The 23,963-nt window shown below is 65.4% G+C and carries 25 protein-coding genes; 5 read left to right on the plus strand and 20 right to left on the minus strand.

What is annotated here, in order from left to right; translation table 11 throughout:
• Window positions 1-32: 32 nt before the first annotated feature.
• Window positions 33-725 (minus strand): septum formation family protein, encoded by a 693-nt coding sequence (locus QRN11_RS04725; RefSeq protein WP_285250078.1) that lies wholly within the window; start codon window positions 723-725, stop codon window positions 33-35.
• Between the two features lie 264 nt (window positions 726-989).
• Between QRN11_RS04725 and QRN11_RS04730 the strand changes: the two genes are divergently transcribed.
• On the plus strand, window positions 990-1,223 hold the full coding sequence (locus QRN11_RS04730) for a DUF3073 domain-containing protein (protein WP_091424482.1): 234 nt from the start codon (window positions 990-992) through the stop codon (window positions 1,221-1,223).
• Between the two features lie 223 nt (window positions 1,224-1,446).
• Here the strand turns inward: QRN11_RS04730 and QRN11_RS04735 are convergent, their stop codons facing one another.
• The 6 genes from QRN11_RS04735 to uraD form a co-directional block, all read right to left on the minus strand.
• On the minus strand, window positions 1,447-1,776 hold the full coding sequence (locus QRN11_RS04735; protein WP_285250079.1) for a hypothetical protein: 330 nt from the start codon (window positions 1,774-1,776) through the stop codon (window positions 1,447-1,449).
• Window positions 1,777-2,371: 595 nt separating this feature from the next.
• Complete coding sequence (gene purM, locus QRN11_RS04740; RefSeq protein ID WP_285250080.1) at window positions 2,372-3,520, minus strand: phosphoribosylformylglycinamidine cyclo-ligase; 1,149 nt, start codon at window positions 3,518-3,520, stop codon at window positions 2,372-2,374.
• Window positions 3,517-5,190 carry an amidophosphoribosyltransferase gene (gene purF, locus QRN11_RS04745; RefSeq protein ID WP_091424475.1) on the minus strand — a complete coding sequence of 558 codons (1,674 nt, stop codon included), beginning with the start codon at window positions 5,188-5,190 and terminating at the stop codon, window positions 3,517-3,519. The genes purM and purF overlap by 4 nt, the downstream gene beginning before the upstream one ends.
• Before the next feature lie 58 nt (window positions 5,191-5,248).
• A complete protein-coding gene (locus tag QRN11_RS04750) occupies window positions 5,249-5,563 on the minus strand; it encodes a hypothetical protein (protein WP_285250081.1) in 315 nt (104 codons plus the stop codon).
• An 87-nt stretch (window positions 5,564-5,650) separates the two neighbouring features.
• Window positions 5,651-5,989, minus strand: coding sequence for a hydroxyisourate hydrolase (gene uraH / locus QRN11_RS04755; RefSeq protein ID WP_285250082.1), 339 nt, complete (start codon window positions 5,987-5,989; stop codon window positions 5,651-5,653).
• Entirely contained in the window at window positions 5,986-6,483 is a 498-nt protein-coding gene (gene uraD, locus QRN11_RS04760) for a 2-oxo-4-hydroxy-4-carboxy-5-ureidoimidazoline decarboxylase (protein WP_285250083.1), read from the minus strand. The genes uraH and uraD overlap by 4 nt, the downstream gene beginning before the upstream one ends.
• A gap of 278 nt (window positions 6,484-6,761) precedes the next feature.
• On the opposite strand from uraD, the gene QRN11_RS04765 reads away from it, so the two are divergent.
• On the plus strand, window positions 6,762-7,982 hold the full coding sequence (locus tag QRN11_RS04765) for a GAF domain-containing sensor histidine kinase (RefSeq protein WP_285250084.1): 1,221 nt from the start codon (window positions 6,762-6,764) through the stop codon (window positions 7,980-7,982).
• Window positions 7,983-8,062: 80 nt separating this feature from the next.
• On the opposite strand, the gene QRN11_RS04770 is transcribed toward QRN11_RS04765, so the two are convergent.
• Genes QRN11_RS04770 through QRN11_RS04785 form a run of 4 tightly spaced genes read right to left on the minus strand, consistent with a single transcriptional unit; the run spans window position 8,063 to window position 11,879 of the window.
• Entirely contained in the window at window positions 8,063-8,485 is a 423-nt protein-coding gene (locus QRN11_RS04770; RefSeq protein WP_091424456.1) for an ATP-binding protein, read from the minus strand.
• The gene (locus tag QRN11_RS04775) at window positions 8,478-8,810 is read right to left on the minus strand and encodes an STAS domain-containing protein (RefSeq protein ID WP_091424451.1); all 333 of its coding nucleotides are present in this window, start codon (window positions 8,808-8,810) and stop codon (window positions 8,478-8,480) included. Before QRN11_RS04775 ends, QRN11_RS04770 begins: the two co-directional genes overlap by 8 nt.
• On the minus strand, window positions 8,800-10,770 hold the full coding sequence (locus QRN11_RS04780) for a glycosyltransferase family 2 protein (RefSeq protein WP_285250085.1): 1,971 nt from the start codon (window positions 10,768-10,770) through the stop codon (window positions 8,800-8,802). The genes QRN11_RS04775 and QRN11_RS04780 overlap by 11 nt, the downstream gene beginning before the upstream one ends.
• Window positions 10,767-11,879: a PP2C family protein-serine/threonine phosphatase gene (locus tag QRN11_RS04785; protein ID WP_285250086.1), complete on the minus strand. Its 1,113-nt coding sequence runs from the start codon at window positions 11,877-11,879 to the stop codon at window positions 10,767-10,769. Before QRN11_RS04785 ends, QRN11_RS04780 begins: the two co-directional genes overlap by 4 nt.
• A 263-nt stretch (window positions 11,880-12,142) precedes the next feature.
• Between QRN11_RS04785 and QRN11_RS04790 the strand changes: the two genes are divergently transcribed.
• Entirely contained in the window at window positions 12,143-12,460 is a 318-nt protein-coding gene (locus tag QRN11_RS04790) for a hypothetical protein (RefSeq protein ID WP_142064721.1), read from the plus strand.
• A gap of 193 nt (window positions 12,461-12,653) precedes the next feature.
• On the opposite strand, the gene QRN11_RS04795 is transcribed toward QRN11_RS04790, so the two are convergent.
• Window positions 12,654-13,229 (minus strand): GNAT family N-acetyltransferase, encoded by a 576-nt coding sequence (locus tag QRN11_RS04795; protein ID WP_285250087.1) that lies wholly within the window; start codon window positions 13,227-13,229, stop codon window positions 12,654-12,656.
• Window positions 13,230-13,334: 105 nt separating this feature from the next.
• Window positions 13,335-13,826, minus strand: a complete 492-nt coding sequence (locus QRN11_RS04800) for a GvpU-like protein (RefSeq protein WP_285250088.1) — start codon at window positions 13,824-13,826, stop codon at window positions 13,335-13,337.
• Window positions 13,827-13,960: 134 nt separating this feature from the next.
• Here QRN11_RS04800 and QRN11_RS04805 point away from each other — a divergent pair, with 134 nt between their 5' ends.
• Window positions 13,961-15,448 carry an MFS transporter gene (locus QRN11_RS04805; RefSeq protein ID WP_285250089.1) on the plus strand — a complete coding sequence of 496 codons (1,488 nt, stop codon included), beginning with the start codon at window positions 13,961-13,963 and terminating at the stop codon, window positions 15,446-15,448.
• Between the two features lie 196 nt (window positions 15,449-15,644).
• Here QRN11_RS04805 and bcp read toward each other — a convergent pair whose 3' ends face one another.
• From bcp to QRN11_RS04840, 7 genes are all read right to left on the minus strand, one after another.
• Window positions 15,645-16,124 (minus strand): thioredoxin-dependent thiol peroxidase, encoded by a 480-nt coding sequence (gene bcp / locus QRN11_RS04810; RefSeq protein WP_285250090.1) that lies wholly within the window; start codon window positions 16,122-16,124, stop codon window positions 15,645-15,647.
• A gap of 81 nt (window positions 16,125-16,205) precedes the next feature.
• On the minus strand, window positions 16,206-16,859 hold the full coding sequence (locus QRN11_RS04815; RefSeq protein ID WP_285250091.1) for a winged helix-turn-helix domain-containing protein: 654 nt from the start codon (window positions 16,857-16,859) through the stop codon (window positions 16,206-16,208).
• A 9-nt stretch (window positions 16,860-16,868) separates the two neighbouring features.
• Window positions 16,869-18,212, minus strand: coding sequence for an allantoinase AllB (allB, locus tag QRN11_RS04820; RefSeq protein WP_285250092.1), 1,344 nt, complete (start codon window positions 18,210-18,212; stop codon window positions 16,869-16,871).
• Complete coding sequence (locus tag QRN11_RS04825) at window positions 18,205-19,404, minus strand: glycerate kinase (protein ID WP_285250093.1); 1,200 nt, start codon at window positions 19,402-19,404, stop codon at window positions 18,205-18,207. Before QRN11_RS04825 ends, allB begins: the two co-directional genes overlap by 8 nt.
• Before the next feature lie 73 nt (window positions 19,405-19,477).
• Window positions 19,478-21,268: a glyoxylate carboligase gene (gene gcl, locus QRN11_RS04830; protein WP_285250094.1), complete on the minus strand. Its 1,791-nt coding sequence runs from the start codon at window positions 21,266-21,268 to the stop codon at window positions 19,478-19,480.
• Window positions 21,269-21,437: 169 nt separating this feature from the next.
• Window positions 21,438-22,316, minus strand: a complete 879-nt coding sequence (locus tag QRN11_RS04835) for a 2-hydroxy-3-oxopropionate reductase (RefSeq protein ID WP_285250095.1) — start codon at window positions 22,314-22,316, stop codon at window positions 21,438-21,440.
• A 92-nt stretch (window positions 22,317-22,408) separates the two neighbouring features.
• Window positions 22,409-23,209 carry a hydroxypyruvate isomerase family protein gene (locus QRN11_RS04840; protein ID WP_285250096.1) on the minus strand — a complete coding sequence of 267 codons (801 nt, stop codon included), beginning with the start codon at window positions 23,207-23,209 and terminating at the stop codon, window positions 22,409-22,411.
• A 348-nt stretch (window positions 23,210-23,557) separates the two neighbouring features.
• Between QRN11_RS04840 and QRN11_RS04845 the strand changes: the two genes are divergently transcribed.
• Window positions 23,558-23,956 (plus strand): cupin domain-containing protein, encoded by a 399-nt coding sequence (locus tag QRN11_RS04845; protein ID WP_142058227.1) that lies wholly within the window; start codon window positions 23,558-23,560, stop codon window positions 23,954-23,956.
• Window positions 23,957-23,963: the final 7 nt, after the last annotated feature.

Below are 23,963 nucleotides of genomic sequence, written 5' to 3' on the forward strand. Positions count from 1 at the left end.
GCCGCAGCGTGCTGCCCTGGTGCTCTCAAGTGCTAGGGCAGCACGCTTGCGTTCACGTTGTTTCCGCCCGGGGACGTCACGTAGCAGTCCACCCTGCGGTCCCCTGAGTCCCAGCTGGTGGAGCTGGGGAAGCTCCGCTCGTAGTTCAGTGTGAACTGGTCTGCGGCGGGGCCCAGTTTTGCCGCCTGGCAAGCTTCCAGGGCTTTTGCCTTGAGGGCCTCCGCGCCGGGGTAATCGCCTTCCTCGGGGTAGCGGAACACCACCACCAGTTGGGCGGAATGGTTGGTGTCGCATGGCACCACCGTGGATTTCAGGGCTTCCGGGTGGAAATCCGTGAAGCAGTCGCCCAGCGCATAGGCGGGTGGTTCCACTTCGCGCGGCAAGGGAAGCGGGGTGGCCGGGGGAGTGACTGCGGTTTCCAGCACTCCGCGGACAGCACCGCTTGACTCGTCCGAATCCCCGTTGGAGTTCAGCCACAGGGCGAGCCACACGAGCGATCCGATAACCGCAAGCAGGACGACGGCGAAGAATGCCTTCCAGAGCGTGCGCCGGCGCCCCTGCCTCCTGGCTTCGTCCGGCCCTTGGGGGTGGTTAACCTGGCTGGGGTGCCGTACCGGCGGCTCCGCGGCCGGGACGCCATACTCTGCGGCAGGAACGCGGGGGAGGCCTGCGGTAGGCGGCGAGCTGGGTTTGGGCGGGACGTCCGGGTGGTTCAAGGGGTGCATCCTCCTGCATATTTTCCGCGCGGACAGCCGGGTTTGCCAGCCAGTTTCAGCAGTTCTGCAACCGACTCTATCGAAGAAAAAAGCTGGAAACCTGCGGGCCGGGCCGGGGAATAGTAATGCAATCCATCACCTGGAGCCGCACCTGGCAAGCGAGGGCCCTCGAAAGCATGTAATCTAGGTGTACGACAAATTGACCAAACATTCCGGGGCCTCACCTACGCCAAGGTGACCACCTCCGGTCCAAGTACAAAAGGGGGTCACGCCATGGGGCGCGGCCGTCAAAAGGCAAAAGCTACAAAGCAGGCTCGGGATATCAAGTACTACTCCCCGAACACTGACTACTCGGCACTTCAGCGTGAGCTGACGGGCCCCAGCAGTCGTGCCACGAGCCATTATGCGAACGAGCCGGCAGAGCCGGACTATTCGGCTTATGTGGATAAGTACGCGGATGATTTGGAAGAAGACGACGACGAGGTAGACACCCGCCGCATCGGCTAGTTGTCGCTGACATGGTCCAAGGGCCAGTCGCTGCAGCAGTCGCTATGTCTTCGCAGTTACAGCACTTTAGGTGCTGGACTTGAATGGTTATTAGAAAAGTCCCGTTGGGCGCACCTGTATCAAGTGCGCCCACCGGGACTTTCTGTTGTGCGCTTCGCGCGAGTGCCGCGGAACATTAAGTCCCGCGGCGCTGCCTTCCACGCTTTCGCCTGTGGTCGTGTTGTTACTGAAGCGCCAACTGGCTAATAGTTACCGGTCCTTGATCCGTTTGGCAGATGGTCCTGGTCACGCCGGAGTTGTCCACTGCGACAGCCTGACCGAGAATCCCAAGTGCAAGTGGGCCGACATTAACGCCGCAGACTTCTGCTGCCACGGCGGCCGCAACCCCCACTTGGACGTTGTTGCCGTTGAGTAGGGTCACGTCCCCCACGTTGACATTAACCAATCCGTCTTGGAAGGTGGTGTTCCTCGCTGCGTCAGAGGGGACAGCGACGGCCCCGATAAGCATGAGTGATCCGGCTGCTCCTGCAGCTACTTTGCGCATAACAGACATTTGGTGCCTCCTTGATTTGTCCGCACTTCCCCAAGTCATTCCGACCTGCTGAACCGAGCAGAAGGCGCGGCAACATAGCCGTGTAGGAACACGGACATTTTGTGGTTTTTTAGCTTCCGCTGGTTGCGGTGAAGAGAAGGCCGAAGGTCGGCATATTGGGCGAAATCGCCCGTTGAAGGAGCCCTATCACTGTCCTTCGAGAAGAACCCCCATACCGACTCCGGTACTGCCCTTCCATATCTTCGAGCCTAAAGGTAAGTATGCTTAGCAGTCAAGGGATAGGAGTGTCTTATCTCACATTTCTCATGATTGGTTTAGCAGCCAACGCTTACCCGCGTAACTCTGAGCCCTTGCTTGATGCCGTGATTGGTACCGGTTCCGGCCAGTCCGATCGGCACTACCGCCGCTAGGACGGCGTGCCAACTCTGGCGCGGTTTTGTTGCTGTCCGCTCCATAACGCTGAGGGCGGTGAGGGCGGTCATGGACCGGCTGTCTCAGGGAGCGAGTTCATACCAAAAAGCGCATTCTCAATTACCGAATCTGGCACAAAAATGCCGGCGGCTGCTTGAAGCAACCGCCGGCATCCGTGAAATGTCTAGGCGTAGGCGTTGACCAGGCGGACGGCGCCGCCGTCCACGCCCTTGGCGCCCTGCACGTAGTCCGGGCCGGACTTGAGGATGGCATCCGAGTCCTCAGTGACGGTGCCCATGATCCAGGACGGCAGGCCCCGGTCGTTGAGGCGCGACACGGCGGCGTCGGCGGCGTCGGCGGACACAATGGCCACCATGCCCACGCCGAGGTTCAGCGTGCGCTCGAGGTCTGCCAGCGGCACATTGCCCAGCTCGGACACCAGCTTGAAGATGGCCGGCAGCTCCCAGGTGGCGCGGTCCACGGTGGCCACCAGGCCCTGGGGGAGGACGCGGGCCAGGTTGGCGGCCAGTCCACCGCCCGTGACGTGGCTGAAGCCGTGCACAGCGGACGTTCCGGCGACGGGGAAGGCGCGGGCGAGGTCCAGGCAGTCCGCAGCGTAGACGCGGGTGGGCTCGAGGAGTTCCTCGCCCAGGGTGCGGCCCAGCTCAGACACCTGGCGGTCCAAGGCCCAGCCGGCGTGGTTGATCACGCGGCGGACCAGGGAGTAGCCGTTGGAGTGCAGGCCGGAGGAGGCCATGCCAATCACAACATCTCCGGCGCGGACGCGGTCAGGGCCCAGGAGCTGATCGGCCTCGACCACTCCGGTGGCTGCGCCCGCGACGTCGTACTCGTGCTCACCCAGCAGGCCGGGGTGCTCGGCGGTTTCGCCGCCCACCAGCGCAGTGCCGGCAACGGAGCAGGCGGCGGCGATGCCGCGGACGATATCGGCGATACGCTCGGGCACCACCTTCCCGCAGGCAATGTAGTCAGTCATGTACAAGGGCTCGGCGCCCACCACCACGATGTCGTCCACCACCATGCCCACCAGGTCGAACCCGATGGTGTCGTGGATGTCCATGGCCTGGGCGATGGCAACCTTGGTGCCCACGCCGTCGGTGGAGGTGGCCAGCAGCGGCTTCTTGTAGGTCAGGAGCCGGGAGACGTCGTAGAGGCCGGCGAAGCCGCCCACCCCGCCGATCACCGAGGAGTTGTGGGTTGCCTTGACGGCATCCTTCATCAGCTCGACGGCGCGGTCGCCGGCTTCAACGTCAACGCCTGCGGAGGCGTAGGTGATGCCGGAAGTGTTGCCGGGGGCGGGGGCAGCGGAAGTCATACGGACTCTTTCTTGTCAGCGCCGGTGGTGGCGGCGTGCACGTCTGGCACAAGGTCGGCTTCGGTCAGCAAATTCTCGAATTCGGAGTCGGGCCCCGGATCGCAGCCGGTGGCGCCGGACTTCTCGGCCGGATCCTCTTCTGAGTCCACGGCAAGGGCCGCGGTCTGGCCCGGGAGCGCCGACGGCGAAGGCTTCAGGCCGCCGAGGTCCGTGCGCTCCAGGAGGTTCTTGCCCAGCTTGTCCGAGCCCGGAAGCTCGATGGGGTACTTGCCGGTGAAGCATGCGGTGCAGAGGCGCTCCCGCGGCTGCCGGGTAGCGCCGATCATGCCGTCCTCGGAGATGTAGGCCAGCGAATCGGCGCCGATGGCCTGGGAAATTTCCTCGATGGTGGCGCCGTTGGCGATCAGCTCCGCACGGGAGGCGAAGTCGATGCCGTAGAAGCAGGGCCACTGCACCGGCGGGGAGGAAATCTTGACGTGCACCGCGGCGGCACCGGCTTCGCGGAGCATCCGGACGATGGCGCGCTGGGTGTTGCCGCGGACGATCGAGTCATCCACCACCACCACGCGCTTGCCGCGGATCACGGACTCCAGGGCGTTGAGCTTGAGCCGGATGCCCAGCTGGCGGAGCGTCTGCGAGGGCTGGATGAAGGTACGGCCCACGTACGAGTTCTTGACGAAGCCATGGGCAAACGGGATGCCGGATTCTTCGGCGTAGCCCACCGCGGCGGGTGTACCGGATTCCGGAACGGGGATCACGATGTCCGCTACCTGGGTGTTTTCGCGGGCCAGTTGGCGGCCCATCTCCACGCGGGATTCGTACACGGAGCGGCCGGCGATGGCGGCGTCCGGGCGGGCAAGGTAGACGTACTCGAAAACGCAACCGGCCGGCGTCGGCTCCGCGAAACGCTGGGACCGCACGCCCTGCTCGTCAATGGCGATGAATTCGCCGGGCTCGATCTCGCGGATGAAGCTGGCGCCCACCGTGGCGAGTGCGGACTGCTCGGAGGCCACTACCCAGCCGCGTTCCAGCCGGCCCAGGACCAGCGGGCGGATGCCGAAGGTGTCGCGGGCGGCGTAGAGGGTGCCTTCGTCCATAAATACGAAGCAGAAGCCGCCCTTGATCTTGGGCAGGAGCTCAATGGCCGTCTCTTCGAGGGTTTTGCCCTCTTCGCCTTCGAGCAGGGCCGTGACCAGGGCGGTGTCCGAGGTGTTGCCCTGCTTCATCTCACCGGTGAGCTGGCCGCCGTTGCGTTCCTGGATCATGGCGTTGAGTTCGGCGGTGTTGGTGAGGTTGCCGTTGTGCGCCAGGGCAACGGTGCCGGTGCTGGTGGCGCCGAGGGTGGGCTGGGCATTGGCCCAGTGGCTGGCTCCGGTGGTGGAGTAGCGGCAGTGGCCCACGGCGAGATGCCCGGTGAGGGTGTTCAGGGTGGTCTCGTCGAAGACCTGGGAGACGAGTCCCATGTCCTTGTAGACGTTGATCCGCTTGCCGTCGCTGGTGGCTATACCAGCCGACTCCTGACCGCGGTGCTGCAGTGCATACAGCCCGTAATAGGTAAGTTTTGCTACTTCTTCACCTGGTGCCCAGACCCCGAAAACGCCACAGGCGTCCTGCGGGCCTTTTTCGCCAGGGAGAAGATCATGAGAAAGTTTTCCATCGCCGCGTGCCACTGGTCGATTATCTCACGATATGCGGTAGGACTTTTCCGGCCGTCCGTTTGTGACCGGGCTACTGCAGGTTGTCCGAATCCGGTTCGGAGTCGGGAACCGCTTCCACCACTGCCCGCTGCTGCCGTTTGACGCTGCGGCGGTCCAGGATGAGGGCCAGTGCGGCACCCAGGATCGCGCCTGCGCCGGCGAACAGCACCAGGAAGAATCCGAACACCGAGGCGGGGTCAAACTCCGGGGTGGCGGGGAGCCCGTAGGCCACCGCGGCCGCCACCACCATGCCCACCAGTGCGCCCAGGATCAGGAACGGCACATATTTGGGTGCGCGGCGGACAGTGACCTCGCGGCGCTCGGCGGCGGGTTGTTCAGAAGGCATGCATCAAGCCTACATTTCCGTGTTGCCCTATCACTTACGGCTGCCAAACCCCGGAATGGGGACCATAAGTGATAGGGCAACGGGAGGTCAGCTGCCGCGGTACGTGGAGTATGCGAACGGGCTGAGCAGGAGCGGGACGTGATAGTGCTCGGAGCCGGTGACTTCGAACACCAGGTCAACCTCGGGGAAGAACGTTGCGGTCTGCAGTCCGGCGTAGTAGCTGCCGGTGGCGAAGTTGAGCTTGTAGTGCCCAGCCTCCAGCTGCTCCGGCCCCAGGTCCTTTGCCCGCCCGTCCGCGTCCGTGGTGGAGTCGGCAAGCTTTTGCCAGGTACCGCCGTCGTTTTTGTAAAGCACGACGGCGACGCCCGCCGCCGGGCGTCCGGCGCCTGTGTCGAGGATGTGGGTGGTGACGTGGGAGACGCTCATTCGGTGATCAGTCCTTCAAGCCGCAGAACGGCGATCTCGCGCAGCTGCTGTGCCACGATGCTGTCTTCTTCGGCCGGGGAGTTGGCAAGCCGTTCATTCAGGGCCTGCAGGATTTCGGGGGCGGTGCGTCCGGCGGCGCGGATCAGGAAGACCCGGCCGAACTTTTCCTCGTAGTCGCGGTTGCCCTGCGCCAAAGCCTGGGCAACCCCGGCTTCCGCGGGGTCGACGCCGGCCTGCTCCGAACGGGACATGGACGCCTCGGTGGTGGCCGCCGTCGGACGCTCCCCAATCCGGGGGTGGTGGGCCATGGCGGACTCCACCTCGGCGGACGTGAACGGGTTGGCTGCTTCGGCGGCAAATGCCAGGAGCGCCTCCCTGGAACTAAAGGGCCGGGCGGCGGCCACGGTGTCCACCCAGCGCTGGACGTCGATGCAGGGCCGGAGGGTTTCCGCGGCCCTGGCAGGGTCCGCAGTGTTGAATTCGGCAAGCTTCATGCTGGCTGCTTCCTAGGTAACAAATGCTGGCATCCACGGTGACGGCTATGCGGAGGCCGGACTTCCGGCACCTGATCGTTGGTAGATCGCAGGGCATACCAACAAGGCTTCCGCATCATGGAACTGTTATTTCAGCATACGTAATATTCAAGTGGACCGTGGCGGTGGTGTCAAGAGACTACAACAGGCGTCAGGCCAAGCCGGTATTATCGCGGGAGAGCCGCAGGCTCGACCAGTTTTTACTGGGGGGACACTAAATGAATACGGACGGGACGGCTATGCAAACGCTGACCGATCAGGATTCCGCACGCGAGCTTGGCCTGCGGGAATATGGGCTGATACCTGCCTACGCCGGTGAGAGGCCGGTACTGAAGGACGCCGGGGCCAGGGGCGCCTTGGACAACCTGGTGAGGCTGGCCGCATCGTTGTGCGGCGTGCCCTTCAGCGTGGTCAACATCATCACCTCGGAGCAGCAGGTGCAGATAGCCGCCTCCGGAATGGATCCCGGCATCTGCTCCCGCGAGGACTCGATGTGCGCCGCGGTCTTTTTGACCGGGGGGACAACTGTGGTCCGGGACGCTTCGCAGGACCCGAGGTTCGCCGCCAACCCGTTTGTGACCGGTGAGATAGCCGACGTCCGCTTCTACGCCTCCGTCCCGCTAAAGACCTCCTCCGGACTGGTCCTGGGTTCGCTGTGCGTCTTCTCCAACGAGCCGGAACTGCCCACGCTTGAGCAAATCAGCCTGGTGGAGGTGCTGGCGCAGCAGGTGGTGGAGCTTCTTGAACTCCAGCACCGGACGCTGCAGCTTGACGAAGCCCTGGCCGAGCTGCAGCGCAGCAACGCCATGCTGGCGGAGTTCGCGGGACGGGTGAGCCACGATCTCCGTTCGCCGCTCACCACCATCCTTGGCTACGTGGAGCTGGCAGAGGACGATCCGGACATACAGCCGGACCACCCGTTCGCGGAGTACCTGGGACATATCGGCAGCGGGGGGCGGCGCATGCTGGTCACGCTGGATGACGTTCTGGATTACGCGCGGGCTGACGGCACCATCAACCGGGAGCGGCTGTCCTTACTCGCGGTGTCGGCAGAGGCCGCCCAGGATCTGGGTCTTGACCTGGGCCTGGCCAGCGGCATCCTGTGCGAGGACGCCGAGCTCTTCGCAGACCGCTCCCAGCTGCGGACCCTGCTGCAGAACCTGCTGGCAAACTCGTTGAATTACCAGAGCCCCGCCAGGGCGTTGCGGGTCACGGTCAGGGCGGAGCCGGGCGCGCACGGCACCACCGTCTACGTGGCCGATAACGGCAAGGGCATCCTGCCCGCCGAGCGGAGTAAAGCCGTGGAGCCACTCGTGCGGCTAAACCGGCCCGGCGACGGCCCCGGGACAGGGCTGGGCCTGGCCACCTGCCGCCGGATCGCCCAGGCACACGGCGGCGAGCTCTCCATCAGCGACACCCCGGGCGGCGGGACTACGGTGTCGGTGACCTTCCCGGGCTAGCCCTGGGCGGCTGGAGTCTTAGGACAGATACCGGGACGTAACCAACAGGTCCCCGTATCTGTCCGAGGCTCGAAAAGGGCCTAGTCCTGGGACGTCCGGGACAGGACCCACGTGTTGGTCCCGTCCTGCCGCTCGAACGTCACGGTGGTGACCAGCGCCTGGATCAGCGCCAGGCCACGGCCGGACTCGGCGTCCTCGCCCGGGGTTGCCGGCTCCATGGGCCCGAACGGGGGCTTGGCGTGGTAGGCGCTGACCCTGGCCTGCAGCAGTGTGGGCTGGACGGTGATGTCCACTCCGAGCTCCACTGGTTCCTGGCCCGCGGGCTCCGCGTGCTGGACGATGTTCGACGCCGACTCGATGACGGCCGTCGTGAACGTCATCTGGTCCATGTCCTGCACAAAGGGGACGTCGAGCCAGAGGCTGTCCAGGTCATTGTGGACGGATTCGATGGCGTCCTCTGCCGCGAGCCCGCGGAAGCTGCGGGACGCCAGGACCTCAGTCATTGCTGAACGCCTCTTCGGCAGAGGTGTAGGAGGTGAGGACCTTGTCCATGCTGGTGAGCTGCAGGACCATTTTGACCTGCGGCTGCACGGCGGCGATCCGGAGGTCGCCGCCCGCCTGCCGGGCCGCTTTGAGGCAGCCGATCAGTGCGCCAAGGCCCGAGGAGTCCATAAACGCCGTGTTTTCCAGGTTCACCACGATCCGGTTGGATCCGCCCGCAATCACATCGGTGACGAACTCGCGCAGCTTCGGCGCGGATACCATGTTCAGCCGCCCGTCCGCCTTGACCTCCGCATACGAGTCCTTGACCTCATAGCTAAACTCCATCTGGCTCCCTCTCTGTAACTGCCGGATCACCGGCTGGTTCATAACCCTTGTAAAGCACTGCACGCACCAAAATGCTCATCACCACCAGGTCGTAGATGACCCAGGCGACGTTCACCAGGGTGCCGAGCGGCTCTGCCAGGCCGGCGGCCAGGCGGATGATTCCGACGACGGCCGCCACCGCCAGCAGCACCGACACCACAATCTGCGGCTGGATCAGGCTCCAGCTGGGTCCGCCGCTCTGGCGGGCCTTGGGGGTGACGGCAAAGCCCAGGGGACGGCCGAACCAGACGTTCCGGGCCGCCGTCGAGCACGCCTTGATCCAGGTGGGGAACAGGGCCAGGCTGTACTGCTGGCCACGCCAGGTGGGGATGCCCCGGCCGGCAACGGCGAACAGCAGCTGGTTGGCCACCATGAACGGGATGAACCGGATGAAGAAGTCCCAGCTCAGGCTCGTCACCGGCAGGATGCCCAGGAGCAGGTAGATGATGGGGGCGGCGAAATAGATGACCGCCGCGTAGCCGCTGAGGTAGGTCCACATGGTGGCGAAGTACATCAACTTCTGGCCGATCTTGAGGCCTTTCTGGACCAGCGGGTTCTCGCGGAGCAGCACCTGGATGGTGCCCTGTGCCCAGCGCAGGCGCTGGGTGAGCATGGTTTTGAGGTCCTCCGGGGCCAGCCCGTAGGCCAGGATTTCGTGGTGGTAGACGCTCTCCCAGCCCATGGCGTGCATGCGCATAGCGGTGGCCATGTCCTCGGTGACGGAGATGGTGGCCAGCGGCATGACCGGCTGTGCCTCGTCGTTGCGCTCCACGGACAGGGCGTCCAGGACGGCCTGCACGGATTCCAGGGCACCCAGCGGCGACCAGTCGCGGGCGGACATGCGCCGGACGGCGTCGTCCGCAACCACGGGAACGCCGGACTCGCCCACGTGCGCCAGTTCCATCGCCGCGATCTCTTCGAGGTCGGCCTGGAGGGCTTCGACGTCGGCCGTCACCAGGGTCTGCACGGCGGCATCCACGCGGCGGCGCACCCGGTACGTGATCTCGCTCAGGGCGCCGCCGGCCTCGAGCTCCTGCTGGGCTTCGCGCGTTGCTGCCTCCACCTCATCCAGCACCTGGGCCACCAACGGAGATTCCACGTCCGCGGATTTCCGGGCCTTCCTGATGGCCGAGCGGGAGGCGGCCAGCGCCCGGCGGATGCTCTTCTCGGTTTCCTTCACGTAGCCCACAAGGCCCAGCTGCATCAGGGCCTCGCGGCGCAGGATGGCGTTGGAGCCGCAGAAGAAGGCGGCGTTCCAGCCGTCCTTGCCCTGTTGTATGGGGCCGTAGAAGAGGGGCGCCTGGCTGCCCAGGGGATCGCTGGCCGGGACATTGCTGAAGTACTGGGGCGTCTGGACCAGCGCCACCCGCCGGTTGTTGAAGTAGCCCAGGGTCTTTTCGAGGATGTCCGGCTCGGGGATCTGGTCCGCGTCCAGGATCAGGAGGAACTCGCCGTGAGTCTGCATCAGTGCGTTGTTCAGGTTGCCGGCTTTGGCATGCCGGGGCACGTTGGAGGTCCAGTCCTCGCTGCGGGTGACGTAGCCCAGGCCGTGCTGTTCGGCGAGCGCCTGGAGTTCGGGCCGGGCGCCGTCGTCCAAAATCCAGGTGCTGTGCGGGTGCCGGATCCTCTGGGCGGCCAAGGCGGTGGTCATCACCATGTCCAGGTCTTCGTTGTAGGTGGTGATGAAGACGTCCACAGTGGCATCGGCCGGCGGTGGCGGTGCGCCCTTGCGGATTTTCAGCCTCCACACCGTCATGCCGAACAGCATCACGTCGATCAGGCTGTAGGTCTCGGCGATCACCAGGGGCAGGGCGATCCACCAGGCTTCCCAGTTCAGCGACGCTGCCCAGCGCCAGGCGATGTAGTTGACGCCGGTGATAATGCTCAGCACCACCACCAGCCTGGTCCAGAAGCGGGTCATGCCGCAGCCTGCTCCGGCAGTCGGCGGACCACAACCACTGTGACGTCGTCCTCGGCCGTCTCAGCTGGGGCAAGGGCCATGATGGCGCTGCTGGCGGCGTGCGCCGAATCCTGGCCTTGGGCGGCGGTGCGGACGGCCTCGGTGAAGTCCTCCACGGAGTCGAAGACGTCCAGCACGCCGTCGCTGACCACCACCAGGGAATCTCCCGGGGAGAGTTCCAGGCTGGACTGCGGCCACTGCGAGCCTGCCCAGGCACCCACGGGCGGTCCGCCGGAGAGGAGCCGTTCAGCAGTGCCGCCGGACCGGACGTGCAGCGCAAGCCCGTGCCCGGCGTCGACATAGCTGACGGTTCCGGACGCCGCGTCCAGCCGCGCGTGGAACAAAGTGACGAAGGAGTTGGAGGAGTCAAGGTCCGTGGCGATCGCCTTGCTGGCGGAGGCGAAGGCGCCGTCCAGGTCCTGCCGCCGCCCCGTGGACCGCATCACCGCGCGGACCGTTGCCGCGATGAGTGCGGCGCCCATGCCCTTGCCCATGGCATCGGCGAAGGTCAGGTGGAGCCCCTCAGGTGTCTGGTACCAGTCGTAGAAGTCCCCGCCCACGCTGCGGGAGGGGCGGAAGACGCCGGCGACGTCGTAGCCGTCCACGCGGATGTCCTCCTTGGGCAGGAGGCTTTGCTGGACTTCCGTGGCGCGTTCCAGTTCACTGCGGGCCGCGGAATCCGCCGCAGGGGAGGGCCGTCTGCGGAAAAGGGCGTTGATGCGGGACTGCAGTTCGCGCGGGCTGAACGGCTTGCTGATGTATTCGTCGGCCCCGTTGTCCAGGCCGGTCAGCTTGTCCAGTTCATCGGCGCGGGCCGTGAGCATCACAATAAAGGCGTCCGAGAATTCGCGCAGCAGCTTGCAGACTTCGAGCCCGTCAATGTCCGGCAGGTTCAGGTCCAGCGTGACCAGATCAGGCTGGACGCGGCGGACTTCCTCCACGCCCGGCAGGCCGGCGGCGGCCTCCGTCACGTCGAAGCCCTGCTTGGCCAGGACACGGACCAGCAGGCCGCGGATGTCCGGGTCATCCTCGATGACAACGGCACGACGGATTTCGGGTGGAGAGACCATAGGTCTACTTCTACCGTATTAACGGCTACCAAACATGTCGCAGGGCAACACAAGTGGTTAAGTCACCTCGCGTTTTCGTCCGACGGCGGGGTGCGGCTTGGCTGCCCCGGCCCGTCCTGGCGGATCTTGCGTAAATCTTGGGACCTGCTTGCACGGACGTTGAGGAACGCCCGGGACACTCGAAGTGGGATCAGCTTAATGAGGACAATCGTCGACGACGACCACGTCCGGGGCTGGCCTGCTTGGCAGGAAGGTGGAGCCACATGGGACATGCCAACACAACCAACCAGACGGCGGCAGCACGCGACCTGCCACGGGCAGCAGTGGATAAGGGCAGGGCCCTGCTGCGGGTCTACTTCCACTCCCGGAAGGTGCGTGCCGCAGCCAATGCCCTGGCTCAAGCGCTTGCCGAGTCACGGGAGGCTTCCAGCTGGCCGGGTGACCGGCTTCCGGTGGGGGAGGAGCTGTCCGCGCAGGTGGAGAAGCTGACGCACCGCCTGAAGCTGGAGACCGAGGCCCACAACAGGCTGGAGGCGCTTTTCAGGAGTGTGGATCTGGGGCGTTCCGCCGCGGCGGTTTAGGTGCCACACTTAGGAGCAATCGAGTGGCTGGGGGATACAGTCAGGAGATTGCAGTGGCTTGGTATACAGGATGGGCCTACCTCATCGCGGGCCTTATGACAGTGGATTCCCTGCTCCTGGCCTTGTGGGCCATTGACGAGGGCTGGCCGGGCAGCTGGTGGAAAAAGCCCTGACTCCTGATTCTGGAAAGCCGCTAACGCTGCAGGTCCAGCCGCATCAGGACCCGCGGGAAGCCATTCAGTACTGACTCGGTGTCCGCTGCCTTGGTGAAACCCGCGTCCTCGAAGAGCTTCCGGGTGCCCGTGTAGGCCATGGTGAGGTCCACCTTTTGCCCCTGGTTGTCCACGGGGTAGCCCTCGATCGCAGGCGCACCGTAGCTCTTCGCCATCTCCACGGCGCCCCTCAACAGCTGGTGCGAGATGCCCTTGCCGCGATGTCCGGGCCGCACCCGGATGCACCACACTGACCAGACGTCCAGATCGTCCACATGCGGGATCTTCCGGTTATGGGCGAAACTGGTGTCCGCACGGGGATGGACCCCCGCCCACCCCACCGGCTCCCCGCCGTCGTACGCCAAGATACCTGGCGGCGGGTCCTGCTTCAGCAGCTGCTGCACCAGGTCCCCGCGCTCCGTGCCGTGCAGGGTCTGGTTCTGTTTGGAGGGGATGCGGTAGCTCAGGCACCAGCACACGTTGGCATCCGGCCGTTTCGGCCCCACCAGCGCCCGGACGTCCTCAAATTCGGTTGCCGGACGGACCTCGATCGCCATGCCGCCATCCTGCCATGTGCGTTAGAGCCGGGGCAGTGTCCCTTCCGGCTCTGTTCTCCCGAAACTCTGTTCCCCCGAAGCCCTGTTCTCCCTAACCCTGTTACCTCAGTCGAGGCTGATACGCCCGATGCTCCAGGCCGCCACTTTCCGGAGGTCAACCCTGGTAGCCGGCAAGCGCACATGGACCCCGCCGGACAGCAGCGCCGGGGCAAGGAAATGGATGTACCGGACCTGACGGTGGAGGCTGCCTGCCCCGGTTTCTTCCGGTGTCTCCAGAGCTTCTTCCTCACGCTTCGATTCGACGGAGGCGAGGGCGTCGGCCACTGCCGGGCTGCCGACGCGGATCTGGTCGTTCTGCCGCTGCGTCCAGGCGTGCTCCGAGACAACGGAGCCGGAGATGACGGTGCCGTCCACCACCACGCTGAGCTCTATGGTTGCGTCGTCACCCATCCTGAAAAGTGGGGTCAACAGCAGTGTCAGGCGGTGGTCGATCTCGTACCAGGATTGGGCTTCGAAGTGCTGCCGGTTCGCGCTGTACTTCGCGTCCTGCTCGGCGCCCATTCGGGACATTGCTTCCTCTGCGGAGTCATGCGCCACGGCTTGTCCTTTCGCGGTTCCATCCGGCTGACTGCCCTCCCTTACGAGCTTAGTTCCGGAACTGCGGACAGGGGCTGGAATGCGTATCTGTTCCACCCTGTCGGCTTCTGCCGGCCGTCACTACACTGGGACGCATGACCGAGCAGGAGCCGGCCCAAGGAAGGGCCGCTGCCGTTCCCGACGGCGGGGAAAACCTTCGCGAGGACGCCGCCACTTCAACAACGGGCGGTGAACCCGCGCGCCTGGCTGATCCAGACGCCGTCGACACCTCCGTGCGCACCCCGGCGGAACGATCGCGGACCTTCTCCGGGATCCTGGTGAACACCGCCCTGGCCAACATCACCACCAGCTACCTGTGGTTTGCCCTGACGTTCTGGGTGTACCTGGAGACCCGCAACGTGATCGCCACCGGTGTAGTCGGTGGTGCGTACATGCTGCTGATCGCCCTGTCCAGCATCAGCTTCGGCACCTTCGTGGACCGCTACCGCAAACTGGCCGTGATGCGCTTCGCCGCGGGCTTCACCCTGGTGATGTTTGTGCTCTCCGGGGTGATGTTCCTCCTGACACCTGAAGGCTCGCTGCTGGACCTGAAGCAGCCCTGGTTCTGGGTTTTCACCGTAGTCATCCTGATCGGCGCGGTGGTGGAGAACCTGCGCAATATCGCCTTGTCCACTACCGTCACCATCCTCATAGAGCCGGAGCGGCGGGCCAACGCCAACGGGCTGGTGGGGATGGTGCAGGGGCTGATGTTCCTCATCACTTCCGTGCTCTCCGGGCTGTCGGTGGGGCTGCTGGGCATGGGCTGGACCATTGTGGTCGCAATCGTGCTCACGGCGCTCGCGTTCGCGCACCTGCTCACCCTTCGCATGCCTGAAGAAACGAGCGTGGCGGCCAACGATGCGCACGGCGGGTTCGACCTTCGCGGCTCCTATGCCGCTGTGCTCGCCATTTCCGGGCTGTTCGCCTTGATCCTGTTCTCCACATTCAACAACTTCATTGGCGGCGTCTACATGGCGCTGATGGACCCCTACGGCCTGGAGATGTTCCCCGTGGAACTGTGGGGCATTTTCCTGGCGGTAGGCTCCAGCGGGTTCCTGATCGGCGGGGCCCTGATCAGCAAGTTCGGACTCGGGGCCAACCCGCTGCGCACCCTGCTCATTGCGGTGGTGGCCATGGGGGTCCTCGGCGCGGTGTTCACCCTGCGCGAATGGGCGTGGCTGTACGTCGTCGGGATCTGGCTGTACCTGACGCTGGTGCCCGTTGTGGAGGCCGCCGAGCAGACGATCATCCAGCAGGTGGTTCCGCTGCCACGGCAGGGCCGGGTGTTCGGCTTCGCCATGGCGTTCGAGTCTGCGGCGGCGCCCGTCACGTCCTTCCTGATTGCGCCGATCGCCCAGTTCTGGATCATTCCCTACGCACGGTCGGCCGACGGCGCGGCCCGGCTGGCCCCGCTGCTGGGCGAGGGCACCTCCCGCGGCATTGCCCTGGTGTTCCTGATCGCCGGGCTCATCCTGGTGGCCGCCGCGCTGCTGGCTTTCCTGACCCCGGTGTACCGCCGGGTGTCGGCCGAATATGCGCAGGCGGCTGCAGAGGCGAAGATGGACACCCCAGCGGCAGGATGACCTGCCACGCTACGGTGCCGTTCAAACGGATGGTGCCGTTAAACGCCGGACGCTCCCACCCTATGGATTGGTCCATAAGTGCGAGAGCGTCCAGGGAAAGCGCGCGTTAAGTGAGCGAGCGTCCTGTTAAACAGCGCGTTAAGTGCGAGAGCGTCCTGTTAAACAGCGCGTTAAGTGAGAGAGCGTCCCGGGTGGGCTAGATTCCCAGGGCTTCCTTCAGCGCTGCCACGTGGCCCTGGGCCTGCACCTGGTACTGGGCGAGCTTGACCTTGCCTTCGGGGTCCACCACCACAGTGGAGCGGACGATGCCTTCAACGATCTCGCCGTCGACCAGCTTCTCGCCCCAGGCGCCGTAGGCCAGGGCAACTGCGTGGTCCTCGTCGGAGAGCAGCGGGAAGGTCAGGGAGAAGTCGCCGGTGAAGCCGGCAAGGGCCTCCGGGGCGTCGGGGGAGATGCCGATGACCTCGTAGCCCTTGCCCTGCAGGGAGGCCAGGCTGTCGCGGAAATCGCAGGCCTCGGTGGTGCAGCCGGGGGTGGCGGCCTTGGGGTAGAAGTACACGATGACGTTCTTGCCACGGTAGTCGGCCAAGGCAGTCTCGCGGCCCTGGGCATCCTGAAGGGTGAAATCAGGGGCCTGGGTTCCGGGCTGAAGCTTGGTGGTCAGGGTCTGGCTCATGGCATTCCTTTGGAAGTCTTTGTCAGGTACTGGCAAAACATCAAGTGAAGCGGGTTCCCGCCTAGTCATACAACTCCGGCGTCATATGCAGTATTCCGCCGGGCCCCGAACAGTTGCGCAGGCACCCGGCATAAACCGGTAGCCGCCGCCCCTGACAGTGGCCACAGCGTGCCGCGCGTTGCCGAGTTTCCGGCGGATCCGGCCCACGTAAACATCGATGGACCGGGCCGAGGCGCCGGGGGTCTCGAACGAGTCGAGGAACTCCTGCAGTTCCTCCCTGCCCACTGTTCGGGACAGGTGCGTCACGAGGTACCGAAGCACCTTGAACTCGACGCCGGTCAACGCCACGGGCGTGCCGTCCAGCAGGACCTGGTCGGCTGCAAGGTCCACAGCCACCCGGCTGACAGGGCCGGCCGACGGCGGCAGGTGCGTGCCGCCGTCGGTCTCGGTATCGCCGGGGTTCTCCGCCGCGGAAGGAGTGCGAGAGGAGTGGTCTGCGGCTCCTTCCACGGCGGAGTCCCCGGACATGGGGGCTCCGGCGGCAGGCCAATGGACTTCCGCCTCCGGAGCAGTTTGAAGGGCTCGGGCCAGGACCAGTTCGGCGGCGCGGGCCAGCAGTTCGGGGCTTGAGCCTTCCGCGGGAACCACCCACACGGCGAGGCCGCGGGCAGCAGCGCGCTTGGCCGGAACCGCGTGCCGGGATATCCCCCGGGGATAGTGGGCTTCCACTGCCATGGCTCGTCCCTAGACCCCGCCGCGGCGGATCAGCTTGCCCGTGGGGGTCTGGCCGTCCACCACGGCGCCGCGCAGGAAGGTCTTGCGGACCACGCCGGAGAGGGCCTTGCCGTCGTACGGGGTGATCGGGTTCTTGTGCTTGAGCTTGGAAACGTCCACCACGAACGCCTCATCGGGGGCGAAGACGGCGAAGTCGGCGTCGTATCCCAGCGCCAGCTGGCCCTTGTTGGAGAGCCGGGCGAGGGCCGCGGGCTTCTCACCCATCCAGCTGACCACCTGCTCCAGCGGGATGCCGCGGTGCCGGGCCTCGGTCCAGATCAGGGACAGGCCCAGCTGCAGCGACGAGACGCCGCCCCAGGCTACGGCGAAGTCGCCGTTCTCCAGGTCCTTCAGGTCCAGCGTGGAGGGGGAGTGGTCCGAGACGATGCAGTCGATGGTGCCGTCCAGCAGGCCCTGCCACAGCAGCTCCCGGTTGGAGGCCTCGCGAATGGGCGGGCAGCACTTGTAGGCGGTGGCGCCGTCCGGGATTTCCTCGGCCATCAGCGTGAGGTAGTGCGGGCACGTTTCCACGGTGAGCTTCACGCCGTCGCGCTTTGCGGAGGCGATCATGGGCAGCGCGTCCGACGACGACAGGTGCAGGATGTGCGCACGCGCACCGGTCCAGCGGGCCCGTTCGATGACCTCGGCGATGGCCTTGTTCTCGGCACCGCGGGGGCGGGAAGCGAGGAAGGTGGAGTAGTGGTCGCCCCCGGGGTGGGGTGCGCGGTCAATGGCGTGCGAGTCCTCGGCATGGACGATCATGAGCGAATCGAAGGACTTCAGCTCGGCCATGTCCTCCTCCATCTCGTCCGCATCCAGGTGCGGGAACTCGTCCACGCCGGAGTGAAGCAGGAAGCACTTGAAACCGAACACGCCTTCGTCATGCAAGGCGCGCAGGTCGGCCTTGTTGCCGGGGATTGCGCCGCCCCAGAATCCGACGTCGATGAACGCCTGGTCCTCGGCCACTTCGCGCTTGAGCTTCAGGTTTTCCACTGTGGTGGTGGGCGGGACGGAGTTCAGCGGCATGTCGATGATGGTGGTGACGCCGCCCGCCGCTGCTGCCCGGGTGGCCGAGGCGAAGCCCTCCCACTCAGTGCGGCCGGGCTCGTTGACATGGACATGGGTGTCCACCAGGCCGGGGATCAGGGTTTCATCGTCCGCGAGTTCAATGACTTCGGCGCCGGCCAGGCCGTTGCCGAGCGGCTCGAGGGCCACGATCTTGCCGTTGCGGACACCCACCTCGCGAGGTGCAAGGCCGGCAGTGGTGAGGATGCGCTGACCCCGGATGACCAGGTCAAATCGTTCTTCAGACATGGAGGTCCTCCTTGGAGTTCGCGGTACGGGGCAGTTCATTGGCTGCCAACCGTTCGCTGATCTGTGTACCCAGCTGTTCCAGAAGCTGCGCTGCCTCTGCTATGCACCTGTCTACATTGCTTTCCAGCTCGGTCAAAGCGTAAATATCCTCGAACCCGGCGGCAGTGGCCTGTCCCGCCCCCAGGGTGGTCCGGCCGCACACCGCGATCACCGGAATACGATGGGCGGCGGCTGCGCGGGCCACGCCCATGGGCGTCTTGCCCAGGAGGCTCTGCTCGTCCAGGCTTCCTTCGCCGGTGATCACCAGGTCTGCGCCGGCCAGTCTCTGATCCAGGTCCGTGAATTCGAGGACGACGTCGATGCCCGGGCGCCGGGTCGCGGCCAGGACGGCGATGGCGGCATAGCCAACGCCGCCGGCTGCCCCCGCCCCGGGAGCCTCGGCAGCCTTGACCGCGCGGAATCCGATTTCCCTGGCCAGGACTTCGACAAACCTGGCCAGGGCGGCGTCGAGCAGGCCGACGTCCTGTTGTGTGGCGCCCTTTTGCGGGCCGAAAATCGCCGCGGCGCCCTGGGCGCCCAGCAGGGGATTGTCGACGTCGGACGCCAGCACAAAGCGTGTGTCCTTCAGCCGGGGTTCAAACCCTCTGAAGTCGATCCGGTCCAGGTGGGCCAAAGCGGCACCACCGGGCGGAAGTTCGTTGCCCTCGTTGTCGAGGAACCGGGCGCCGAGGCCTTGCAGGAGCCCGGCGCCGCCGTCGGTGTTGGCGCTGCCGCCCACACCCAGGATGATTCGGTTGCAGCCGGCGTCCAGGGCGGCGCTGATGAGCTGGCCGGTGCCCAGGCTGGTGGCGGTGCGTGCCGCCGTCGGGCCCGGCCGTCCGCCAACCAGTGCTCCGGCGGGCAGCAGGGCCAGGCCCGAGGCAGCCGCCATTTCGATGACTGCCTCATTGCCCCGGACAGCGAAGTCGGCCGTGACCGGTTCGCCTGTTGGTCCGGCCACCACCGCGCTGCGGCGGGTAAAGCCGGAGCCGACGGCGGCGTCGAGGGTGCCCTCTCCGCCGTCGGCCACGGGGATCCGGAGGACTTCAAGGTTCCCGCCCGCGCCGCGCTGCAGCCCCTTTTCCAGGTGGCTGCACACGTCCGGGGCGGACAGGGATCCCTTGAATTTGTCCGGGGCAATGACGATCCGCATGGCTGTCTCTCTTGTTTCGGTGTGCAGGTTCTGCGCGTTGAGGTTCTCGCCGGGCAGGTTCTATTCGTGCAGGTTAAGCCTGCAGCGCCAGGATGGCGGTGGGGGCGTCGGCGGCGGACTCAGCGAGCTCCTCGAACTCGTTCACGGCGTTGATTTCCACACCCATGGAGATGTTGGTGATCTTTTCCAGGATCACTTCCACCACCACGGGAACCTGGAACTCGCCCATGAGTGCCTTGGCCTTGTCGAAGGCTGCGGCGAGGTCGTTGGGATCCTCCACGCGCACGGCCTTGCAGCCCAGGCCCTCGGCCACCTTCAGGTGGTCCACGCCGTAGCCGCGTGCGTTTTCGGACAAGTCCGCGCTATTGACGTTTTCGAACGCCAGGGACACGTTCTGCTCCATGCTGAAACCGCGCTGGGACTGGCGGATCAGGCCCAGGTACGAGTTGTTCACCACAACGTGGATGTATGGGAGGTTGAACTGCGCGCCCACGGCCAGTTCCTCGATCATGAACTGGAAATCGTAGTCGCCGGAGAGGGCCACCACGGTTTGCTCCGGGTTTGCGCGAACGACGCCGAGGGCTGCCGGGGCGGTCCAGCCCAGGGGGCCCGCCTGGCCGGCGTTGATCCACTTGCGCGGGCCGAAAACGTGCAGCATCTGGGCGCCGGCGATCTGGGACAGGCCGATGGTGGACACGTAGGCGGTGTCGCGGCCGAAGGACTTGTTCATCTCCTCGTACACGCGCTGCGGCTTGATGGGGATGTTCTCGAAGTGCGTCTTGCGGTGCAGGGAGGCCTTGCGCTCCTGGCACTCGGCAACCCAGGCGCTGTAGTCCGGCAGGGACCCTGCCGCCTTGCGCTCTTTGGCGAGCTCAACCAGCCCGGCCAGCGCCGCACCGGCGTCGGACGCGATGCCCAGGTCCGGCGAGAACACGCGGCCGATCTGCGTGGGCTCGATGTCGATGTGCACGAACTTCCGGCCTGCCGTGTAGGTCTCCAGTCCGCCGGTGTGGCGGTTGGCCCAGCGGTTGCCGATGCCGATCACGAAGTCGCTCTGCAGGTAGTTCTCGTTGCCGTAGCGGTGCGAGGTCTGCAGGCCCACCATGCCGGCCATGAGCTGGTGGTCGTCCGGGATGGTGCCCCAGCCCATCAGGGTGGGGATGACCGGGATGTTCAGGGTTTCGGCCAGTTCAACCAGCTGCGCGGAGGCACCGGCGTTGATGATGCCGCCGCCGGCCACGATCAGCGGGTGCTGGGCCGCGGTCAGCATGTCCAGGGCCTTTTCCAGCTGCTTGCGGGAGGCCTTGGGCTTCTCGATGGGCAGGGGCTCGTAGGTATCTATGTCGAATTCGATTTCGGCCAGCTGCACGTCGATGGGCAGGTCCAGGAGCACCGGGCCGGGGCGGCCGGAGCGCATCAGCTGGAAGGCCTTCTGGAAGGCGCCGGGGACCTGGCCCGGCTCCAGGATGGTCATGGCCATCTTGGTGACGGGCTTGGCGATGGACTCGATGTCCACGGCCTGGAAGTCTTCCTTGTGCAGCTTGGCCACCGGGGCCTGGCCGGTGATGCAGAGCATGGGGATGGAATCAGCCCAGGCGGCGTACAGGCCGGTGATCATGTCGGTGCCCGCGGGGCCGGAGGTACCGATGCAGATGCCGATGTTGCCGTCCTTGGCCCGGCTGAAGCCGTCCGCCATGTGGCTGGCGCCTTCAACGTGGCGGGCCAGGGTGTGGCGGATGCCGCCGTGGGCGCGCATTGCGGAATAGAAGGGGTTGATCGCGGCGCCTGGCAGGCCGAACGCCTCGATGGCGCCTTCCTTTTCCAGGATGGCCACCGCTGCATCAACGGTACGCATCTTGCTCATGGTGTGCTCCTTGAAAGCTTGGGAAGTCTGATTTTGGGTGTGCTGAAGGAAGGCCCGGCGAACCGTCGCGGGGCACTTTGGGAGAGTCGGCGTCGTAATCTACGACGGCGGCCGGCGTGTCCGTGTCAATGTGCCCCGTTTCGGGGCGGCCGGGCTTGCGGCGTGAGGGTTACTCGCGGCCGCTGAGCTTCAGGACCTGCTTGAAGAGTCCGGAGTGGTCCAGGCCGCCGTCGCCCTGGTTGACGGTGGCGGCGACGAGCTGTGCGACGACGGCACCGAGGGGAACGGCGACGTTGGCTTCGCGGGCGGCGGAGGTGACGATGCCCAGGTCCTTGTGGTGCAGGGCGAGGCGGAAGCCGGGGTCGAAGTTGCGGTCCAGCATCTTCTGGCCCTTTTGGTCCAGGACCTTGGAGCCGGCCAGGCCGCCGCCGAGGACCTTGAGGGCGGCGTCGGTGTCCACGCCGTAGGCCTCCAGGAAGGCGATGGCCTCGCCGAGGACCTCGATGTTGACGGCGACGATCAGCTGGTTGGCTGCCTTGACGGTCTGGCCGGAGCCGGAGGGGCCAACGTGGACGATGGTTTTGCCGACGGCGTTCAGGACGTCCGAGGCTGCCTCGAAGTCTGCCTTGTCGCCTCCCACCATGATGGACAGGACTGCGTCGATGGCGCCCTGTTCGCCGCCGGAGACCGGGGCGTCGAGCGGGCGGACGCCGGCTTCGCGGGCTTCGTCCGAGAGGCGCTTGGCGACATCGGGGCGGATGCTGGAAGCGTCGATCCACAACGTGCCCTGCTTGGCGTTGGCGAAGACGCCGTCCTTGCCGCTGACGACACCTTCGACATCGGGGGAGTCCGGCACCATGGTGATGACGACGTCGGCATCCTTGACTGCGTCGGCGATGCTGGTGGCGCCCTTGCCGCCTTCGGAGACGAGCTTGTCGATCTTGTCCTGGCTGCGGTTGAAACCGGTGACGGCGTGGCCGGCCTTGACCAGGTTGATGGCCATGGGCAGGCCCATGATTCCGAGTCCGATAACTGCAACGTTGCTCATGATGGTTCTCTTTTCGTGAAGTCTGTGAAGTGGAGAGCGAAACCGGATTTCGACCGGCTCAATCACCGGTGGTTGAACTTGCCGAAACCCGGTTACTGGGAGATGCGCTGGCGGATGGCCCAGCTGAAGGCCGTTTCCTGCGGTTCCTTATATTCGAGTCCGATGTAGCCCTCGTAGCCGAGTTCGCGGCTGCGGGCGATCCATTCACCGAGCGGGAGGGTGCCGGTTCCGGGTGCGCCGCGGCCGGGGTTGTCGGCAATCTGGATGTGGCCGAAGTCTTTCGCGTGGTTTTCGATGACGGCTTGGACGTCGTCGCCGTTGACGGACAGGTGGTAGAAGTCGGCGAGGAGCTTGATGTTGCCGACGCCGGCCTCCGCCTTCACGCGGGCGATGACCTTGAGTGCGTCTTCAGCGGTGAGGAGCGGGTATTTGGGTGCGCCGCTGACAGGTTCGAGGAGGACGATGCCGCCGATGCGGGCAACACCTTCGGCCGCTGCTGCCAGGTTCCTGGCAGCCAGCTCGTCCTGCTCTTCGGGAGTAGCGTCGTCCTGGCGGTTGCCGTAAAGCGCGTTGAAAGCCTTGCAGCCGAGGCGCTCGCCGATGCCGGCCACAACATCGATGTTGTCCTTGAATTCGGACTCGCGCCCCTTCCAGGACACCAGGCCGCGGTCGCCGCCCGGCATGTTGCCGGCGTTGAAGTTCAGGCCCGTGAGCTGAACGCCGGCGTCCTTGATGGCGTTCTCAAATTCGGTCACCTGCGCATCGGTAGGAACGGAGCTTTCGAAGGGCCACCAGAATTCGACAGCGTCAAAGCCGGCTGCCTTGGCTGCGGCGGGGCGCTCGAGCAGGGGCAGCTCCGTGAGGAGGATGGAGCAGTTCACTGTGTACGTCATCGTAGGTCCTTCCATGGAGGGCTTTGATCTATCTTCCCCTGCGTCCCCGGCTTTCTACCGTTTCCGCCTTGTGGAATTTAGATTCTGCTTTATGAAAAGTGTAGGGAAGGAGGGGTGGGGTAGTCAAGGGGACCCATGCCCGTGGCCCTGGGGTGGTTTTTCCCATTGACTTCAGGGGCGGTAGGGCTACGGTTAGAAATACGCTGCACGTTCGGCAAACGCGTGTGCGCCGGGGGACAAGGCGTGCACTGCAACAGGTCTCGCTTACACTTCACCGCTCGTCGGTATCCGAACCCGCCGCCTGGTTCGCTGCCAGGCATCCTCACCACGATCAACAGGTGTGTCCACATGACCGCAAATTTCATCCGAGCACTGGCCGTCAAGTCATTCAATGATCCAGACAGGAAGCGTTGCCCGGACAAGGCGGAATTCGACCTTGTCACTGTTGACGACTACTCGATGGCGCGGCTGATCCTCGCGCCCGGCTGGCGCTGGTCGGTGTCCGCCAAGCCTGCTGAGTTGACCGACTTCTGCGAGCACCACCACCTGGGCTACTGCCTCTCCGGGCAGCTTGAGGTTGAAACGCCCGACGGCGGGAGGTCGACCATCCACGCCAACGACACCTATGCGCTTCCTCCCGGCCATGACGAGTGGGTGGTGGGGGAAGAGCCGTTCGTCGCCGTCGAGTTCCTTGGCGCCGCGTCCCTCGGCAGGCCGCGCAGCTTTGGGATGCACGCGCTGATCTGAGTCAGGC

Source organism: Pseudarthrobacter sp. fls2-241-R2A-168 (assembly GCF_030209335.1).
Taxonomy (GTDB): Bacteria; Actinomycetota; Actinomycetes; order Actinomycetales; family Micrococcaceae; genus Arthrobacter.

Excerpts from the sequence above, each read along its gene's own strand:
- QRN11_RS04725 (WP_285250078.1), bottom strand. The coding sequence starts at position 725 with ATGCACCCCTTGAACCACCCGGACGTCCCGCCCAAACCCAGCTCGCCG.
- QRN11_RS04730 (WP_091424482.1), top strand. The coding sequence starts at position 990 with ATGGGGCGCGGCCGTCAAAAGGCAAAAGCTACAAAGCAGGCTCGGGAT.
- QRN11_RS04735 (WP_285250079.1), bottom strand. The coding sequence starts at position 1,776 with ATGTCTGTTATGCGCAAAGTAGCTGCAGGAGCAGCCGGATCACTCATG.
- purM (WP_285250080.1), bottom strand. The coding sequence starts at position 3,520 with ATGACTTCCGCTGCCCCCGCCCCCGGCAACACTTCCGGCATCACCTAC.
- QRN11_RS04750 (WP_285250081.1), bottom strand. The coding sequence starts at position 5,563 with ATGCCTTCTGAACAACCCGCCGCCGAGCGCCGCGAGGTCACTGTCCGC.
- uraH (WP_285250082.1), bottom strand. The coding sequence starts at position 5,989 with ATGAGCGTCTCCCACGTCACCACCCACATCCTCGACACAGGCGCCGGA.
- uraD (WP_285250083.1), bottom strand. The coding sequence starts at position 6,483 with ATGAAGCTTGCCGAATTCAACACTGCGGACCCTGCCAGGGCCGCGGAA.
- QRN11_RS04765 (WP_285250084.1), top strand. The coding sequence starts at position 6,762 with ATGCAAACGCTGACCGATCAGGATTCCGCACGCGAGCTTGGCCTGCGG.
- QRN11_RS04770 (WP_091424456.1), bottom strand. The coding sequence starts at position 8,485 with ATGACTGAGGTCCTGGCGTCCCGCAGCTTCCGCGGGCTCGCGGCAGAG.
- QRN11_RS04775 (WP_091424451.1), bottom strand. The coding sequence starts at position 8,810 with ATGGAGTTTAGCTATGAGGTCAAGGACTCGTATGCGGAGGTCAAGGCG.
- QRN11_RS04780 (WP_285250085.1), bottom strand. The coding sequence starts at position 10,770 with ATGACCCGCTTCTGGACCAGGCTGGTGGTGGTGCTGAGCATTATCACC.
- QRN11_RS04785 (WP_285250086.1), bottom strand. The coding sequence starts at position 11,879 with ATGGTCTCTCCACCCGAAATCCGTCGTGCCGTTGTCATCGAGGATGAC.
- QRN11_RS04790 (WP_142064721.1), top strand. The coding sequence starts at position 12,143 with ATGGGACATGCCAACACAACCAACCAGACGGCGGCAGCACGCGACCTG.
- QRN11_RS04795 (WP_285250087.1), bottom strand. The coding sequence starts at position 13,229 with ATGGCGATCGAGGTCCGTCCGGCAACCGAATTTGAGGACGTCCGGGCG.
- QRN11_RS04805 (WP_285250089.1), top strand. The coding sequence starts at position 13,961 with ATGACCGAGCAGGAGCCGGCCCAAGGAAGGGCCGCTGCCGTTCCCGAC.
- bcp (WP_285250090.1), bottom strand. The coding sequence starts at position 16,124 with ATGAGCCAGACCCTGACCACCAAGCTTCAGCCCGGAACCCAGGCCCCT.
- QRN11_RS04815 (WP_285250091.1), bottom strand. The coding sequence starts at position 16,859 with ATGGCAGTGGAAGCCCACTATCCCCGGGGGATATCCCGGCACGCGGTT.
- allB (WP_285250092.1), bottom strand. The coding sequence starts at position 18,212 with ATGTCTGAAGAACGATTTGACCTGGTCATCCGGGGTCAGCGCATCCTC.
- QRN11_RS04825 (WP_285250093.1), bottom strand. The coding sequence starts at position 19,404 with ATGCGGATCGTCATTGCCCCGGACAAATTCAAGGGATCCCTGTCCGCC.
- gcl (WP_285250094.1), bottom strand. The coding sequence starts at position 21,268 with ATGAGCAAGATGCGTACCGTTGATGCAGCGGTGGCCATCCTGGAAAAG.
- QRN11_RS04835 (WP_285250095.1), bottom strand. The coding sequence starts at position 22,316 with ATGAGCAACGTTGCAGTTATCGGACTCGGAATCATGGGCCTGCCCATG.
- QRN11_RS04840 (WP_285250096.1), bottom strand. The coding sequence starts at position 23,209 with ATGACGTACACAGTGAACTGCTCCATCCTCCTCACGGAGCTGCCCCTG.
- QRN11_RS04845 (WP_142058227.1), top strand. The coding sequence starts at position 23,558 with ATGACCGCAAATTTCATCCGAGCACTGGCCGTCAAGTCATTCAATGAT.